Raw genomic sequence first — 17,266 nt, forward strand, 5'->3', positions numbered from 1 at the left:
AAGAGGATTATTATATGAGTGGAATTGATACGATTTGGGATAAAGTGCTTGCTAATATAAAGAAGCGCCTCGCACTTGCAAGTTATGAAACTTGGTTTAAAGATACAGAAATTAAAGCATTAAACAATCACCAGGTTGTTATCCAGGCACCTTCATCATTTACTTCAGAATGGCTTCAAACGAATTATATAGATTTTATTCAGGAAGTTGTCGAAGAAGAAATCGGTGAGAAACTGCAAGTTAAAATCATTTCAGCTGATGATGACGTACCTAAAGATGACTTCACGATGCCGCCACCTAAAGTACAGCCAAATAATCAGGAAACATTGCCAAACCAACTAAACACAGACAATACATTCGATACTTTTGTTATCGGAAGTGGTAACCGCTTCAGTCATGCAGCAAGTCTTGCAGTTGCCGAAGCACCTGCTAAAGCTTACAATCCACTATTCATTTATGGTGGTGTTGGTCTCGGTAAAACTCATTTAATGCATGCAATTGGTCACTATGTAATGGAACACAAAGAAAATGCCAGAGTTGTTTACATATCTAGTGAAAAATTTATGAATGAGTTTATTAACTCAATTAAAGACAATAAAACTGAAGAGTTCAGATCAAAGTATCGTAATGTAGACGTCCTATTAATCGATGATATACAATTTCTTGCTGGTAAAGAATCAACACAGGAAGAGTTTTTCCATACGTTCAATGAACTTCACCAGAATCACAAACAAATTGTTATCTCAAGTGATCGGGCACCTAAAGAAATTCCTACACTTGAAGAGCGATTACGTACTCGATTTGAATGGGGACTAATTACTGACGTCACTCCTCCGGATTTAGAGACAAGAATCGCAATATTGAGAAAGAAATCTGAAGAAGAAAATATTGATATTCCAAATGAAGCAATGCTTTATATTGCAACACAAATTCAGTCAAACATCCGTGAATTAGAAGGTGCATTAACTCGTGTATCTGCCTATTCAAAACTTGTTAACCGTGAACTTAATTCTGATCTTGTAGCAGAAGCACTTAAAGATATTATCGCTACAAGTAAACCAAAAAAAGTTACAATTAAAGACATTCAGCTTATCGTTGGTGAATATTATAATGTTCGCTTAGAAGATTTCAGCGCAAAAAAACGTACAAAATCAATTGCTTTCCCACGACAAATTGCAATGTATTTAGCACGTGAGCTTACGGATTTCTCATTACCTAAAATTGGTGAGGAATTTGGTGGTCGAGATCATACTACTGTCATACATGCACATGAAAAAATTAAAAATCAAATCGAAAATGATGAAAATTTAAGAAATGAAATTAAAACGATTGAAAAAGATATCACCACGTAATTGTGGGTAATGTTAATAAAGTGTTCTAACTTACAAACAAGTTATACACATGTGGATACTTACAGTCACGTAAAGTTGTTCTACTTATCCACCTATTCACAGCCCCTATTACTATTATTACTATTTTAAAAAAGATATTATATAGTTATAAATATCAATTAAGGAGATTTATCGAATGAAATTTACTATACAAAGAGACTACTTTATTACTCAATTAAATGACACTTTAAAAGCGATATCACCTAGAACAACTTTACCTGTACTAACAGGTATTAAATTAGATGCTCATGATAATCGACTTGTATTAACAGGTTCAGATTCTGAAGTTTCAATCGAAATTACGATACCTTCTGAATTAAATCATGAAGAAATTCTAACAGTTGAAGATAAAGGTGCAATTGTATTACCGGGTAGATTCTTCGTTGATATCATTAAGAAACTTCCTGCAGATACTGTAACCATTGAAACTAACGATAATTTCCAGGCTAAAATTACTTCAGGTCAATCTGAGTTCAATGTATCTGGAATTGATTCAGATCAATACCCATTACTACCACAAGTAAGTGAAGATGAAGCAATCACTTTACCTGTGAAAGTACTTAAAAATATTATTAAACAAACAAACTTCGCAGTGTCCACGTCAGAAACACGTCCGGTGTTAACTGGTGTTAACTGGATGATAAGAGAAGGGATTCTAAACTGTACTGCAACAGATTCACATCGATTAGCTTTACGTAAACTTAAATTAGAAGATACAAATATTGATGAGATTAATGTTATTATTCCAGGTAAAGCATTAAGCGAACTTAATAAAATTATCGGAGATAGCGAAGATACAATTGATATTTTCTTTGCATCAAACCAAGTTTTATTTAAATTTGGACATATCAATTTCATTTCTCGTTTACTTGAAGGAAATTATCCAGATACATCTAGACTATTCCCTGAAAGCTCAGAAACAGCACTTTCAATTAATAATGGTGACTTCTTCCATGCGATTGATCGTGCATCGTTACTTGCTCGTGAAGGCGGGAATAATGTTATTAAACTATCAGCAAATGATAATAGTGTTGAATTATCGTCAACATCTCCTGAAATCGGTACAGTAAAAGAAGATGTTAAAACATCGCAATTCGAAGGTTCAGGTATTAAGATTTCATTCAATTCTAAATATATGATGGATGCACTGCGTGCAATTGATGTAGATGATGTTCGTGTAGAGTTCTTCGGTACGATGCGTCCATTCATATTAAAACCTGAAGAGGACGAAAATTTAGTGCAATTAATTTTACCAATCAGAACATATTAATATAACGGTCACGACAATAGTAGTTTATTGTCGTGACTTTTTTTGACTAATAAATTTATTATTTTGACTAATATACTTGTCAAGATGATTGTGATATATTACAATTTTAAATGAGTTACCACTATTTTCTAAAAGTACAAACTTATATTCAAACACGGAGGATACATAATGCTCATATTAGAGAACGTAAGCAAATCATTTAATACGTTTAAAGCTGTTGATAACGTAAATATTCAAGTGCCACAAGGAGAGATGCTTGGATTTTTAGGTGGCAACGGTGCAGGTAAAACAACAACATTCCGCATGATTCTTGGTTTGTTAGAAAAGTCATCAGGTACAATTACGTTCGATGGAAAACCGATTGATTATTCAATGACAGATAATATCGGTTATTTACCAGAAGAACGTGGTCTAAATCCGAAATTGAAAGTTTCAGAACAAATTCAGTATTTAGCGCGTATCAAAGGGATGAAAAAGTCAGAGATTGATAAAGCGTTAGATTACTGGTTAGAGCGTTTTAAAGTTCCGGAAAATAAAAACAAAAAAATCGAAGAGTTATCAAAAGGTAATCAGCAAAAAATTCAGTTAATCGGGGCTATTATACATAATCCAAAACTTCTTATACTGGATGAACCATTTAGTGGGCTTGATCCGGTAAATGTAGAGCTACTCAAGTCAGCTGTAAAAGAAATGAATGAAAATGGTGCGACGATTGTATTTAGTTCACATCGCATGGAGCATGTTGAAGAGATGTGTGATTACGTCTGTATTTTAAATAAAGGAAAAACTGTCGTCTCGGGAAATATTAGGCAAGTAAAACAAGATTTCGGTAAAAAAGAAATTATTATCGAAGGTGAGCATGATTTTAGTGATCTTGCGAATATCGAAGGTGTATTGAAATTCAAACAGAACAAAAACGATGTAAGATTAACAATTGCAGATCAATCTATCGCGCCGATTATATTCGAAGCAGTTAAAGAAAAAGGATTTGTTTCAAGGTTTCAGGTGGATGAACCATCATTAAACGACATATTTATCGAGAAAGTTGGTGGCGCAATTGAATAAATTTATCCCGACATTCTGGTTAACATACTGGAAAAAAGTATCGAGTAAATCATTTATTTTTTCAACGCTATTTATGATTGTCATTTTCATTGCAGTGAGTAATGCTGATAAAATTTACGATTTCTTTGATAAAAGTGAAGATGATATTACTGTTATCTCTAGTTCTGATAAAGCACTTGCAACAGCATTTAAAGATAGTTATCAGAAACTCGACAAAAATAAAAAATTAAAGATTGTAGACTTTAATAAAGGTGAATCAGGTATTAAAGACGAAAAATATAAAATTTTAATAGATATTAGAGAAAATAAAGATAAGACACTTGAAGCAAAGGTTTATTCAACGGAATATGCAGATGAAGATGTGATGAGTGCTGTTCGCTCAACATTAACAACTTTCCAGAGCAATAATATCGCAAAGTCATTAAATTTATCTCAGGAAAACTTAAGTCGTGTAATGAGTGAAGCAAAAGTAACAGATAAAGTAATAAAGCCGAAAAATGCAAATGATAATGTATCTGAACAAAGTAAAGCATTAAATACAGCAATTGTATATGCAGGATTATTTTTAATATTTATTATCACATTAAATTATGGTAGCCAAATTGCAACAGAAATTGCACAGGAGAAATCTTCACGTGTTATAGAGATGATTATTACAAGTATTTCTCCGATTACACACTTGATGGCAAAAATATCAGGTGTTATCGCAGTAGCTGCGACACAGATGTTGATTTATGCAGTAGCGATGGTCACGTGTATATATGTATTTAATTTAGGTGAAACAATTAGTAAATTTGGTTTTACATTTGATCATGAAAACGTAAGGATTTTAATTTATGCGATTATCTTTTTAATTCTTGGATTATTAATTTATATTAGTGCCAGTGCAATTGTTGGTTCATTAACAAACCGCATTGAAGATATTGCACAATCTATTATGCCGGTTACAATGCTGAATATGATTGCTTTTTATATTGCGATGTTCAGTTTAACAAAACCAGATACAATGCTTGTTAAAGTAGCGAGTTACGTACCATTTTTCACACCACAGATTATGTTGCTCAGAACAATTTCAACAAAAACAAGTGATATTGAAATTATGATTGGTATCATTATTTGTATAATTACGATTATTTTATTGTTCTTATTAGCGGCAAAAATATATAAAGGCAGTGTATTTAGTACAGATAAGAATATCTTTAAAAATTTCAAACGTGCATTAAAAACGAAATAATGTCACAAATTATATAATATTCTTATGATGAAATTTATAATGAATTAGTATAATATTTATATTATATAAATTTATTAGGGGTGTACTATGAAGAATAAAGGTTCTTTAATATTTACGATGGTAATGACATTATTGGTTGTAGGTGTTATCGCTGCGCTAGTAATCACGAAAAAAAATGGTGATTCATCTGATGAGTCACAAATAGCTACTGATTCAAGTAAAGGATTACAAGCAATTGAAAAGATTGATACTAAAGGTCAGCCGCAAATGGGTAAGAAAGATGCAAAAGTAAAAATCATTGAATTCGGTGACTTTAAATGTCCGGCATGTCGATATTTCGAAACAGATATTAAACCTGAAATTGAAAAGAAATACATTGATACCGGGAAAGCAGAACTATATTTTATTCATTCTCCCTTTCATGGTGAAGAATCAATATTTGGAGGACTTGCAGGCGAAACAGTTTTAAAGCAGGCACCAGATAAATATTGGGCATTCCAGAAAGCAATCTATGAATTACAACCTGATACAGATCAGGAATGGCTATCGATGACAGCTGTAAAAGAAGCCGCTAAAAAGGCAGGCATTAAAGATTTAGATAAACTTGAAAAAGCAATTGACAATAAAACAGAAGAAGCAGGATTAAAGAAGGATATTGAACTTGTGACAAAACATAATATAACGATGACACCTACGATTATTGTTAACGGGAAAGAAGTCGCAAACCCTATGGACATTAAAGAAGTAGAAGCAGCGATTGAAAAGGCACTGAAATAATGAGAAATACAAAGCTATTTTATATTTCCTGGGTAATAGCACTTGTCGCAACTTTAGGGAGTTTATATTTCTCGCAGATTAGACATTTTATTCCTTGTGAAATGTGCTGGTATCAAAGAATTTTAATGTATCCATTAGTCATAGTTTCAGGATTTGCTGCATTTGTGAATGCATATTACATGAAATATATGATTATGACTTTTTCGATTATCGGTTTTTGTTTTTCTGTGTATCATTACATGGAACAAAAGGTTCCGGGATTTTCGACTATTAAGCCATGTGTAGGTGGGGTACCTTGTAATACTCAATATATAAATTACTTCGGTTTTATTACGATTCCGTTTTTAGCGGGAACGGCATTTTTATTAATTACAATTGCAATGTTGCTTGTGAAAAAAGAAAATGCAGCTGAATAATACAACTAAATTTTGAGAGGTTTAGACATAACAGTCTAAACCTCTTTATTATTCTTTAAAAAACATGCAATTTTTGTGAAATAACGGTATAATTATATAATGACTGAATGATAGGAGTGAGCCGTGAAATGATAAATATTATCGAACTTGATAAAGAGATTACATTAGGACAATTTCTAAAATCAGAAGGCATTATTTCTACAGGTGGGCAAGCGAAATGGTATTTGCAGGATCATCCTGTAGTTTTAAACGGGGAACCGGAAAATCGACGTGGTAAGAAGTTGCTTCAGGATGATTTACTGGAAGTTGAAGGTGAAACATATCAGATCACGTATAAAACGACAGAATGAAATTAAAGACGTTAACGCTAACTCATTATCGAAATTATGAAACTGCTGAATTAAATTTTAATGATGAAGTAAATATTTTCATAGGCATCAATGCACAAGGAAAAACAAACTTACTTGAAGCTATTTATTGTCTTGCAATGGCTAAAAGTCACCGCACTTCAAATGACAAAGAACTGATAGGATGGGGACATGAATTTAGTCATATCGAAGGCATGCTGTCATACAAACATGGCACGATGCCGCTATCTTTATCCATCTCTAAAAAAGGCAAAAAAGCTAAAGTAAACTATTTAGAACAGAAACGATTAACAGAATATATAGGCCATATGAATGTTGTGCTCTTTGCACCTGAAGATTTAAATTTAGTTAAAGGGAGCCCACAAATAAGAAGAAGATTTATCGATATGGAAATCGGTCAGATATCTGCAGTTTATTTGAATGATTTGTCAAACTATCAGCGATTATTAAAACAGAAAAATCATTTATTAAAGCAAATGAAAGTATCGCGTAGCAATGATAAAACAATGCTTGAAGTCATCAATGAACAGTTTGCGCAATACGCAGTGAAACTAACATTGAGACGAAAGGTCTTTATCGAACAACTGGAAGCATTAGCAATACCGATTCATAAAGGTATTACTAAAGATAAAGAACGACTCTCATTACGCTATAATGCAAGCTTGAACTATGAATTAACTGAGCAGGAGATGCTTGAGGAGACGATTCGCATATTAAATGCACATATGGATAAGGAAATTGAAAGAACACAAAGTTTATATGGTCCTCACCGAGATGACTTAAGCTTTAAAATAAATGATATTGATGTACAGACCTATGGTTCGCAAGGTCAGCAGCGTACAACAGCATTATCTGTTAAATTAGCAGAAATTGAACTTATTAACCAGGAAATTGGAGAGTATCCGATTTTATTGCTGGATGATGTATTAAGTGAACTGGACGACTATAGACAGACGCATCTGTTAACAACAATACAGCATAAAGTTCAAACATTTGTGACGACAACGTCAGTAGAAGGTATTGAACATGAAACAATCAATAGAGCGAAATTATTCAACGTATCAGAAGGACAGATTTCGACTAACTAAAGGATAGGTGAACATAGTGGAACAACAAAATTTAGATCAGTATGGTGCCGACCAGATACAAGTACTGGAAGGATTAGAAGCGGTAAGAAAACGTCCTGGTATGTATATCGGTTCAACTGCTTCAAAGGGATTACACCATCTTGTATGGGAAATTGTTGATAATAGTATTGACGAAGCCCTTGCTGGATATGCCGACCATGTTGAAGTGACGATAGAAGAAGATAACTGGATAAAAGTTACGGATAATGGTCGTGGTATCCCGGTAGATATCCAGAAAAAAATGGGTCGTCCTGCGGTTGAAGTAATTTTAACTGTACTACATGCTGGTGGTAAATTTGGTGGCGGCGGATATAAAGTTTCAGGAGGACTGCATGGTGTTGGTTCTTCAGTCGTTAACGCCTTATCATCTACATTAGAAGTATATGTTCATAAAGATGGCAAAATTCATCATCAGGCTTATCACCGTGGTGTACCGGCATTCGATTTAAAGGTAATTGGAGAAACAGATAAGTCTGGAACGGTCATTCGTTTTAAAGCAGATCCTGAAATATTTACTGAAACAACAGTTTATGAATATGAAATTCTGCAAAAACGTATTAGAGAACTCGCTTTCTTAAATAAAGGTATTAAACTTGAAATTAAAGATGAGCGTAATCAGGATGAAATACGTCATGATGTATACCATTATGAAGGTGGTATTAAATCGTACGTAGAATTGTTAAATAAATCTAAAGAAGTGTTATTCCCTGAGCCTATTTATATTCATGATAACCGAGATGATGTTGAAGTAGAAATTTCGATTCAATACAATAATGGCTATTCAACGAATCTGCTGAGTTATGCAAATAACATTCATACATACGAAGGCGGTACGCATGAAGATGGATTTAAACGTGCCTTAACACGTGTTATTAATAGTTACGGTGTTAAAAACAAACTTATTAAAGAAGCGGATGAGAAATTATCTGGTGATGATGTTCGTGAAGGGATTACCGCAATTGTCTCAATTAAACACGGGGACCCTCAATTTGAAGGTCAGACGAAAACAAAGCTCGGAAATACAGAAGTACGTCAGATTACAGATAACTTGTTTGCAGAGAATTTTGAACGTTTCTTATTAGAAAATCCGCCAATCGCACGTATTATCGTTGAGAAAGGAATTATGGCATCGCGTGCACGTCTTGCAGCGAAAAAAGCACGTGAAGTGACGCGTCGTAAGTCAGGACTTGAAATTTCAAGTCTTCCGGGAAAACTTGCAGACTGTTCAAGTAAAGACCCTTCTATCAGTGAGTTATACATCGTTGAGGGAGATTCTGCCGGTGGTTCAGCAAAGTCAGGTCGTGATTCGAAGACACAGGCGATTTTACCATTACGCGGTAAAATACTAAACGTTGAGAAAGCAAGATTAGATCGCATACTTGGTAATAACGAGATTCGCTCTATGATTACTGCGATGGGAACAGGTATCGGTGGCGAGTTTGATATTTCAAAAGCACGCTACCATAAGATTGTTATCATGACCGATGCCGATGTAGATGGTGCGCATATTAGAACGTTGTTACTTACATTCTTCTATCGTTTTATGCGTCCATTGCTCGAGGCAGGTTATGTTTACATCGCACAACCCCCTTTATACAAAGTTGAGCAAGGTAAGAAGAAATACTATGTATATAATGATCGTGAATTAGAAAAATTAAGAAATGAATTGCCAGCGACACCGAAATGGCAACTTGCACGTTATAAAGGTTTAGGAGAAATGAATGCAGATCAGTTATGGGAGACAACAATGAATCCGGAAAATCGTTCGATGTTACAAGTGACATTAAGCGATGCAATCGAAGCGGATGAAGTGTTTGAAATGCTGATGGGTGACGTTGTTGAGCATCGTCGTACATTCATTGAAGAGAATGCAGAATACGCAAATGTTGATGCATAAAGATTGTACTTTAAGGAGGCGCCATCTATGGCTTTAGACCATGATTCAAAATTGAAGGAGCAAAATATAGTTAAAGAAATGAAAGATTCATTTCTTGATTATGCAATGAGTGTCATTGTATCGCGTGCATTACCAGATGTTCGTGACGGAATGAAACCCGTACATAGACGTATATTGTATGGTATGAACAATCAAGGGATGACACCTGATAAACCATATAAAAAGTCAGCACGTATCGTTGGGGATGTAATGGGTAAATATCACCCACATGGTGACTCATCAATATATGAAGCAATGGTACGTATGGCTCAGGACTTCAGTTATCGCTATATGTTAGTCGATGGTCAAGGAAACTTCGGCTCTATGGATGGTGACGGAGCTGCAGCGATGCGTTATACAGAAGCGCGTATGTCTAAAATTGCAATGGAATTAATGCGTGATATTAATAAAGACACGATTGATTTTACAGATAACTATGACGGTAATGAAAGAGAACCTGTAGTATTACCGTCAAGGTTCCCGAATTTACTCGTAAATGGTGCATCAGGTATCGCGGTTGGTATGGCGACAAATATTCCGCCACATAACTTAACCGAAGTCATTAATGGTGTATTAGAGCTCAGTAAAAATCCGGACATATCAATTCCGGAATTAATGGAATTTATTCAAGGACCGGACTTCCCGACTGCAGGTCTCATATTAGGACGCAGCGGTATTCGACGAGCATATGAGACAGGTCGTGGATCTGTTATCATGCGTGCAAAAACATTAATTGAAACACGTCCGAACGGTAAGGAAACAATTATTATTACTGAAATTCCTTATCAGGTGAATAAAGCGAGACTCGTTGAGAAAATTGCCGAACTTGCCCGTGATAAAAAAGTAGACGGCATTACGGATTTACGAGATGAAACGAGCTTGAAAGAAGGCGTTAGAATTGTTATTGATGTACGTCGCGATGCAAATGCGAGTGTCATCTTAAATAATTTATACAAGCAGACGCCGCTACAAACATCATTTGGAGTTAACATGCTCGCTTTAGTGAATGGTAAACCACAAGTTTTAAATATTAAACAAGCAATTTATCACTATTTAGAGCATCAGAAGACAGTTGTACGCAGAAGAACGGCTTACAACTTAAAGAAAGCGGAAGATCGTGCACATATTCTTGAAGGGTTAAGAATTGCGCTTGATCATATCGATGAGATTATTGCTTTAATCAGAGCTTCAAAGAACGATGCTGAAGCGTTACAAGGTTTACAGGAACAATTTAAACTATCTGAACGTCAGGCACAGGCAATTCTTGATATGCGTCTACGTCGATTAACTGGTTTAGAACGCGACAAGATTGAAGAAGAATACCAGGACTTATTAAAGTATATCGATGAATTACGTGCAATTTTGGCAGATGAAGAGAGACTTCTTCAAATTATTCGCGATGAACTTATTGAGATTCGTGATAAATATGGCGATGCGCGTCGTACTGAAATTGTAGCAGGTGGCTTAGAAGATCTTGAAGATGAAGATTTGATAGACGAAGAAAATATAGTTATTACATTAAGTAGCAATAACTATATTAAACGTTTACCTGCTTCAACTTATCGTGCACAGCATCGTGGAGGACGTGGTGTTCAGGGTATGAATACTCTGGACGAAGATTTCGTAAGCCAGATGGTTACGACATCAACACATGATAATGTGCTGTTCTTTACGAATAAAGGCCGTGTCTATAAAGTGAAAGGTTATGAAATTCCTGAACTTTCAAGACAATCTAAAGGAATTCCAATTGTAAATGTAATTGAGTTAGAAAAAGGCGAATCTATTAGTACGATGATAGCTGTAAAAGATTTAAATCGTGAAGATGCATTTATCGTCTTTGCTACGAAAGAAGGATTAGTTAAACGTTCTAATTTAACACACTTCTCTCGCATTAATAAAAATGGTAAGATTGCCATTAACTTCAGAGAAGATGATGAATTAATCGCTGTTCGTTTAACGGATGGTAACAAACAGCTGATTATCGGTACGAAACATGCTTCGCTTATCCGTTTCGATGAAAACACTTTACGCCCATTAGGCCGCACTGCAACTGGTGTTAAAGGAATTACACTTCGCGAAGGCGATGAAGTAATCGGTTTAGATGTTATTGAATCTAACGATGAACACGAAGTGCTGATAGTTACGGAGAATGGTTACGGTAAACGTACAAAAGAAAGTGAATACAGAATTTCTAACCGTGGTGGTAAAGGAATTAAGACGGCAACAATTACTGAGAAGAACGGTAACCTTGTATGTATTACGACCGTAAAAGGTGACGAAGACATTATGATCGTAACAGATCATGGCGTTATTATTCGACTGGATGTCACTGAGTTCTCTCAAAATGGTCGTTCAGCTCAAGGTGTAAGATTAATTCGACTGGATGAAGGACAATTTGTTGCTACTGTCGCTAAAGTGGAAAAAGAAGAAGTGATGGATGCGGATAAAGAACCAGGAGAAGTTATTGCAGAACAAGGTGCAGATTTGACTGAAGTAGCCAAAGAATCGATTGATGAAACTATAGAGGTTGAAGATGGTCATATGATGGGAACCGTTGATGTGTCAGAGCAAAATCCATTGGAACGTTCTGGATTTGAATCAATATATAATGACAGTGAAGAATAAAAATATGAAATAAAATTTCTTAACTATTAAAAGTTTCAAAACTTTTAATAGTTATTTTTTTATTAAAAACCCTTTATAAATAGTATTTTATTTAAAAATATATTTCTCATTTTAATTATTTGCTATTGAAAATATTTAGTAATATTATAAAAATATAATACAAAGCATAAAATTATATTTAGGAGAGATAATGATGAAAAAATCTGGTGGAGATTTATTTGTTGATACTCTAATTAATCATGGAGTAACTCATGTTTTTGGTATTCCAGGAGCTAAAATTGATAAAGCATTTGATGTACTCGAAGATAGAGGACCGAAAATTATTGTGACACGCCATGAACAAAATGCGGCTATGATTGCACAAGGTATAGGGCGTATTACTGGTAAACCTGGTGTTGTTCTTGTGACAAGCGGGCCAGGAGTAACGAACTTAACTACTGGACTGATTACTGCAAATTCAGAAAGTGATCCGATTGTAGCCATTGGTGGTAACGTAAGACGAGAAGATAGTTTAAAACGTACACATCAATCACTTGATAATGCTGGATTAATGAAGCACGTTACGAAATATTCTGTAGAAGCTCAAGATGCAAAAAGTATTTCTGAGGCAGTGACGAATGCATTTCGTGAGAGTGTCGAAGGCCGCAAAGGTGCAGCATTTGTAAGCATTCCTCAAGATGTTATTTCTGATGATAATATAGAGGGTGAAGCTATTAAAGTAAAAGAAGCTCCAGTCCATGGACCTGCACCAGTTCACGAAATTGATGCGTTGGTTGAACGTATTAAATCAGCAAAATTGCCTGTACTTCTTTTAGGAATGAGAGCTTCTTCTGAAGCATGTACAGCATCCATTCGCGAATTACTCTCAAAAACGCCGATGCCAGTTGTAGAAACGTTCCAGGGTTCTGGTATTCTATCTCGTGAATTAGAACATAATTTCTATGGGAGAATAGGTTTATTCCGCAATCAACCTGGAGATGAATTATTAAAACAAGCTGACTTAGTGATCACCGTTGGATATGACCCTATTGAATATGATCCATTCATCTGGAATGCAGAAAATGAAAAAACAATCATTCACATTGATGAAGTACAAAGTGATATTGATAACAACTATGCACCAGTCACTGAATTGATTGGTAATACACCTTTAACAATTCAACGTTTGAATGAAAAACTTCAAAAAGATGATGTCGAATTAGATGACACAACTAAAGAAATATTAGAAAAAATTCAAACGTTAATTGAAAAAAAATATGAGCTTCCTGAAAACTATAAAGACAGTGAAAAAGTTAATCCTAGACATATTGTTAAAGCAGTACGCGATATAATTGATGATGAAACAACTGTTACTGTAGATGTAGGTTCACTCTATATCTATATGGCACGTTATTTCAGAAGTTATGCGCCAAGACATCTGCTCTTTTCAAATGGAATGCAGACGTTAGGTGTTGCTCTACCTTGGGCTATTGCCGCGTCTATTGCACGTCCTGGTAAAAAAGTAGTTTCGATGGCAGGAGATGGTGGTTTTTTATTCTCAGGACAAGAATTAATAACAGCAGTTGAAATGAAAGCCCCGATCGTACAATTAATCTGGAACGATGGCTACTATGATATGGTTAAATTCCAGCAAGAAGGTAAATACGGCAAAGGTGCAGCCGTTAGATTGCACCCAGTGGATTATGTGAAATATGCTGAATCTATGGGTGCTAAAGGATATCGTGTGAACCATGCTAGTGAATTAGAAGAAATTCTAGAAAAAGCAATGCAAGAAGAAGGACCAGTTGTAGTAGATATTCCTGTAGATTACAGCAATAACTCTAAATTAATGGCAGAGCTTTTGCCTGATAGCACAAACTAAGGAGGAACTTATGAATCATTTATATCAATATTCAACCATGGGTGCATTAGTTGGTGGTTTGTTCGAAGGTACGTTTAAGATGTCAGAAGTACTGAAATCAGGTAACTATGGTATTGGCACGATGGACGGTCTAGACGGAGAATTGGTTATTCTTGAAGGTAAGTCCTATCTCATAGAAAGTACTGGAAATATACGAGAGGTGGATGCTGAAGAGCGCACACCTTTTGCGAGCATGATTGAATTTAAACCTACACATACATTAAATTATAAAGAAGTATTAAATAAAGAACAGATGGATGAAATTATCCTAGAAGAAATACAAGGGATGAACTATTTCCATGCGGTTAAGATTACAGGTAAGTTTAAGCTTATCAAAGCACGTGCGGTAAAAAAGCAGAAGAAACCTTATCCGAAATTAGTAGAGGCAGTAAAAGAACAGGGATACTTTGACTATACAGACACTACTGGAACATTGTTTGGTTTCTATACACCACACTTCATTCAAGGAGTTGGTGTTGGTGGCTATCATGTCCATTATCTGAGTGATGATGGTAAAGAAGGTGGCCATGTATTTGATTATGAAATCGAAGATGTATCTGTAGAGATGGCATTAGCAGAAGATTTAATATTAAGGATGCCAGAAACAGAGACATATCGCAAGAATGACTTGAACAACCCTGACATGCTTAAAGATATAGAGGCAAGTGAATAATAATTATAGAAGAGGATGAGGCATTATGCCTCATCCTCTTCTAATTCTTTCATCATATAAGGTAGCTGATCAATAATAGCAGAAGGTGGTACTACATACATATCACGAGCAAGTTTATCTCCTATAAGGCTATGGATATAAACAGCTTGCTTTATCGCTTCCTCTGTGTCGAATTGTCCGATAAAGCTTGAAATGATGCCTGCCAATGCATCACCCATACCTCCTGAAGCCATAGCGGGATCTCCTACTGTAATCTTATAATCACCGCTTTTAAGGTATAGTTCTGTTTCATGTTGTTTCAATATAACATGTGCTCCAAATTCATTAGCTTTTATTCGATTGAGTTCTGGTGTCTGTTCATCTATACTAATGCCACTGATACGCTCCCACTCCATCTGATGTGGCGTAAGTATTACATTACATTTAGGAAATGGATGTTTTAGTTTGCTTAAAATCGTTATTGCGTCTCCATCAATAATCAAGCTCTGTTCTTCTTTAATATGTTGAAACAGTAGCGTCAGAACATTATTTCCTTGGAAATCTAAGCCGAGTCCTGGTCCGATGAGTATACAATCAGCATTTTCGATAAGTTTTGTTAAACGTTTAATGTCGTTAATATCTGAAACCATAGCTTCTGGGCAACGGGAATGCAGAGCAGTATGATTTGAATGATGGGTAGCTACTGTTGTTAATCCACCACCGCTATATACACATGCACGAGCAGCGATCATAATAGATCCGCCCATATTTTGATTACCACCGATGAGTAATATACGTCCGTAATCTCCTTTATGACTATAAGGTTTACGTTTAGGTATACGTATTTCATTGATTAACTGCATAACCATTCTCCTTTTATGTTTCAATGTCCATATTACTATAACAGATATAGTTGAAATTCTGAAATGAATTTGATAATATGAACTTAAATTCAAATATATTATTTGTCTGTATGGGATAAGTAATGAATACATTTAATATTAGAGACGTAATGGTTGGTGAAAGTTACGGGATGTATTGATGAAATTCTACCCATTGTGTTCATGACAAATCGGTTTAACCGTTATTTAATTGAGAGAATAGTCGTAATGGCTATTAATTAGGGTGGCAACGCGTAAATACCACGTCCCTTTTAAGGGATGTGGTATTTTTTTGTTACCCATATATAAAATATGAGGAGGCAATACAAATGTTAGACATTAAATTATTTAGAACAGAACCAGAATTCGTTAAGAAAAAATTAGAAATGCGTGCGATTGATGCTTCAATCGTTGATGAAATTTTAGCACTGGATGCAAAGTCTCGTGAACTTACTGCACAAACAGAAGAACTAAAGGCTAAACGTAATAAAGCGAGTGAAGAAATTGCACAGAAGAAACGTAATAAAGAGAATGCAGATGATGCAATTAATGCAATGCGTGAAGTAGGAGAAGAAATTAAATCAATTGATACAGAATTAAACGAAGTATCTGCAACTTTAAGAGATAAACTTGTACGTCTGCCGAACTTAGTAAGCGATGAAACGCCATTTGGGAAAGATGAAGATGAAAACGTTGAAGTGAAAAAATGGGGTACACCACGTACGTTTGACTTTGAAGCGAAAGCACATTGGGATATCGTTGAAGATTTAAATATGGCGGATTTTGAACGTGCTGCTAAAGTTTCAGGAGCGCGCTTTGCGTTCTTAACGAAAGATGGTGCACGTTTAGAACGTGCATTAATGAACTTTATGTTAGACACACACCGCGAAAACGGATACGAAGAAATGGTAACACCACAATTAGTAAATGCAGCTTCTATGTTTGGTACTGGCCAACTTCCTAAATTTGAAGAAGATTTATTCAAAGTTGAAAAAGAAGGTCTATATACAATTCCAACTTCAGAAGTACCATTAACAAACTTCTATCGTGATGAAATCTTAACAGATGATTTGCTACCGACGAAATTTACAGCGATGACTGCATGTTTCAGAAGTGAAGCGGGTTCAGCAGGTCGTGATACACGTGGTTTGATTCGTATGCATCAGTTTAATAAAGTAGAGATGGTACGCTTTGAGCGCCCTGAAGATTCTTATGCTGCATTAGAAGATATGACACGTTCAGCTGAAAGCATTCTAGAAAAGCTGAATATCCCTTATCGTACAATCGCATTATGTTCTGGTGACATTGGATTTGGGGCAGCGAAAACTTACGATGTTGAAGTATGGTTACCTAGCTATAATGCATATAAAGAAATCAGCTCTTGCTCTAATATGACGGATTTCCAGGCACGTCGTGCTAACATTCGTTTTAAACGTGATAAAAATGCAAAGGCTGAACTTGTGAACACATTAAATGGTTCAGGTCTTGCGGTAGGACGTACATTTGCTGCAGTCGTAGAGAACTATCAGAATGAAGACGGATCAATTACAGTACCAGAAGTATTAGTTCCATATATGGGCGGACAAACAGTAATTAAATAATTGGCTGAATCATCCCGTTAAGT

Annotated in this window: 14 protein-coding genes and 1 other annotated feature; of the genes, 13 read left to right on the plus strand and 1 reads right to left on the minus strand. The window is 35.3% G+C overall.

Going from position 1 to position 17,266, the window contains the following annotated elements; genetic code table 11:
* Window positions 1-14 precede the first annotated feature (14 nt).
* The 12 genes from dnaA (at window position 15) to budA (ending at window position 14,782) form a co-directional block, all read left to right on the plus strand.
* Complete coding sequence (gene dnaA, locus LAU42_RS00005) at window positions 15-1,352, plus strand: chromosomal replication initiator protein DnaA (protein ID WP_224183713.1); 1,338 nt, start codon at window positions 15-17, stop codon at window positions 1,350-1,352.
* Between the two features lie 175 nt (window positions 1,353-1,527).
* Window positions 1,528-2,661 (plus strand): DNA polymerase III subunit beta, encoded by a 1,134-nt coding sequence (gene dnaN / locus LAU42_RS00010; protein WP_224183714.1) that lies wholly within the window; start codon window positions 1,528-1,530, stop codon window positions 2,659-2,661.
* A gap of 168 nt (window positions 2,662-2,829) precedes the next feature.
* Complete coding sequence (locus tag LAU42_RS00015) at window positions 2,830-3,726, plus strand: ABC transporter ATP-binding protein (RefSeq protein WP_224183715.1); 897 nt, start codon at window positions 2,830-2,832, stop codon at window positions 3,724-3,726.
* A complete protein-coding gene (locus LAU42_RS00020) occupies window positions 3,719-4,960 on the plus strand; it encodes an ABC transporter permease (RefSeq protein WP_224183716.1) in 1,242 nt (413 codons plus the stop codon). Before LAU42_RS00015 ends, LAU42_RS00020 begins: the two co-directional genes overlap by 8 nt.
* A gap of 87 nt (window positions 4,961-5,047) precedes the next feature.
* Complete coding sequence (locus LAU42_RS00025; protein WP_224183717.1) at window positions 5,048-5,737, plus strand: DsbA family protein; 690 nt, start codon at window positions 5,048-5,050, stop codon at window positions 5,735-5,737.
* On the plus strand, window positions 5,737-6,153 hold the full coding sequence (locus LAU42_RS00030) for a disulfide oxidoreductase (protein ID WP_224183718.1): 417 nt from the start codon (window positions 5,737-5,739) through the stop codon (window positions 6,151-6,153). The genes LAU42_RS00025 and LAU42_RS00030 overlap by 1 nt, the downstream gene beginning before the upstream one ends.
* Before the next feature lie 128 nt (window positions 6,154-6,281).
* Window positions 6,282-6,503, plus strand: a complete 222-nt coding sequence (gene yaaA / locus LAU42_RS00035) for a S4 domain-containing protein YaaA (protein WP_041635745.1) — start codon at window positions 6,282-6,284, stop codon at window positions 6,501-6,503.
* Window positions 6,500-7,609 carry a DNA replication/repair protein RecF gene (gene recF, locus LAU42_RS00040; protein WP_224183719.1) on the plus strand — a complete coding sequence of 370 codons (1,110 nt, stop codon included), beginning with the start codon at window positions 6,500-6,502 and terminating at the stop codon, window positions 7,607-7,609. Before yaaA ends, recF begins: the two co-directional genes overlap by 4 nt.
* A gap of 7 nt (window positions 7,610-7,616) precedes the next feature.
* Window positions 7,617-9,545, plus strand: a complete 1,929-nt coding sequence (gene gyrB / locus LAU42_RS00045; protein WP_420908091.1) for a DNA topoisomerase (ATP-hydrolyzing) subunit B — start codon at window positions 7,617-7,619, stop codon at window positions 9,543-9,545.
* Between the two features lie 27 nt (window positions 9,546-9,572).
* Window positions 9,573-12,209, plus strand: a complete 2,637-nt coding sequence (gene gyrA, locus LAU42_RS00050) for a DNA gyrase subunit A (protein WP_224183721.1) — start codon at window positions 9,573-9,575, stop codon at window positions 12,207-12,209.
* A 193-nt stretch (window positions 12,210-12,402) separates the two neighbouring features.
* Window positions 12,403-14,070, plus strand: coding sequence for an acetolactate synthase AlsS (gene alsS, locus LAU42_RS00055; protein WP_224184817.1), 1,668 nt, complete (start codon window positions 12,403-12,405; stop codon window positions 14,068-14,070).
* A 10-nt stretch (window positions 14,071-14,080) separates the two neighbouring features.
* Complete coding sequence (gene budA / locus LAU42_RS00060) at window positions 14,081-14,782, plus strand: acetolactate decarboxylase (RefSeq protein WP_224183722.1); 702 nt, start codon at window positions 14,081-14,083, stop codon at window positions 14,780-14,782.
* 23 nt (window positions 14,783-14,805) lie between these two features.
* On the opposite strand, the gene LAU42_RS00065 is transcribed toward budA, so the two are convergent.
* Window positions 14,806-15,624, minus strand: coding sequence for an NAD(P)H-hydrate dehydratase (locus LAU42_RS00065; RefSeq protein ID WP_224183723.1), 819 nt, complete (start codon window positions 15,622-15,624; stop codon window positions 14,806-14,808).
* Window positions 15,625-15,721: 97 nt separating this feature from the next.
* Window positions 15,722-15,916: a binding site (T-box leader), on the plus strand.
* Window positions 15,917-15,971: 55 nt separating this feature from the next.
* On the opposite strand from LAU42_RS00065, the gene serS reads away from it, so the two are divergent.
* Entirely contained in the window at window positions 15,972-17,243 is a 1,272-nt protein-coding gene (gene serS / locus LAU42_RS00070; protein ID WP_224183724.1) for a serine--tRNA ligase, read from the plus strand.
* The last annotated feature ends 23 nt before the right edge of the window (window positions 17,244-17,266 follow it).

This window comes from Macrococcus armenti (assembly GCF_020097135.1).
Lineage (GTDB): Bacteria > Bacillota > Bacilli > Staphylococcales > Staphylococcaceae > Macrococcoides > Macrococcoides armenti.

Bases quoted from the DNA above. Each gene is read 5' to 3' on its own strand.
- dnaA (WP_224183713.1), top strand. From the start codon at position 15: ATGAGTGGAATTGATACGATTTGGGATAAAGTGCTTGCTAATATAAAG.
- dnaN (WP_224183714.1), top strand. From the start codon at position 1,528: ATGAAATTTACTATACAAAGAGACTACTTTATTACTCAATTAAATGAC.
- LAU42_RS00015 (WP_224183715.1), top strand. From the start codon at position 2,830: ATGCTCATATTAGAGAACGTAAGCAAATCATTTAATACGTTTAAAGCT.
- LAU42_RS00025 (WP_224183717.1), top strand. From the start codon at position 5,048: ATGAAGAATAAAGGTTCTTTAATATTTACGATGGTAATGACATTATTG.
- LAU42_RS00030 (WP_224183718.1), top strand. From the start codon at position 5,737: ATGAGAAATACAAAGCTATTTTATATTTCCTGGGTAATAGCACTTGTC.
- yaaA (WP_041635745.1), top strand. From the start codon at position 6,282: ATGATAAATATTATCGAACTTGATAAAGAGATTACATTAGGACAATTT.
- recF (WP_224183719.1), top strand. From the start codon at position 6,500: ATGAAATTAAAGACGTTAACGCTAACTCATTATCGAAATTATGAAACT.
- gyrA (WP_224183721.1), top strand. From the start codon at position 9,573: ATGGCTTTAGACCATGATTCAAAATTGAAGGAGCAAAATATAGTTAAA.
- alsS (WP_224184817.1), top strand. From the start codon at position 12,403: ATGAAAAAATCTGGTGGAGATTTATTTGTTGATACTCTAATTAATCAT.
- budA (WP_224183722.1), top strand. From the start codon at position 14,081: ATGAATCATTTATATCAATATTCAACCATGGGTGCATTAGTTGGTGGT.
- LAU42_RS00065 (WP_224183723.1), bottom strand. From the start codon at position 15,624: ATGCAGTTAATCAATGAAATACGTATACCTAAACGTAAACCTTATAGT.
- serS (WP_224183724.1), top strand. From the start codon at position 15,972: ATGTTAGACATTAAATTATTTAGAACAGAACCAGAATTCGTTAAGAAA.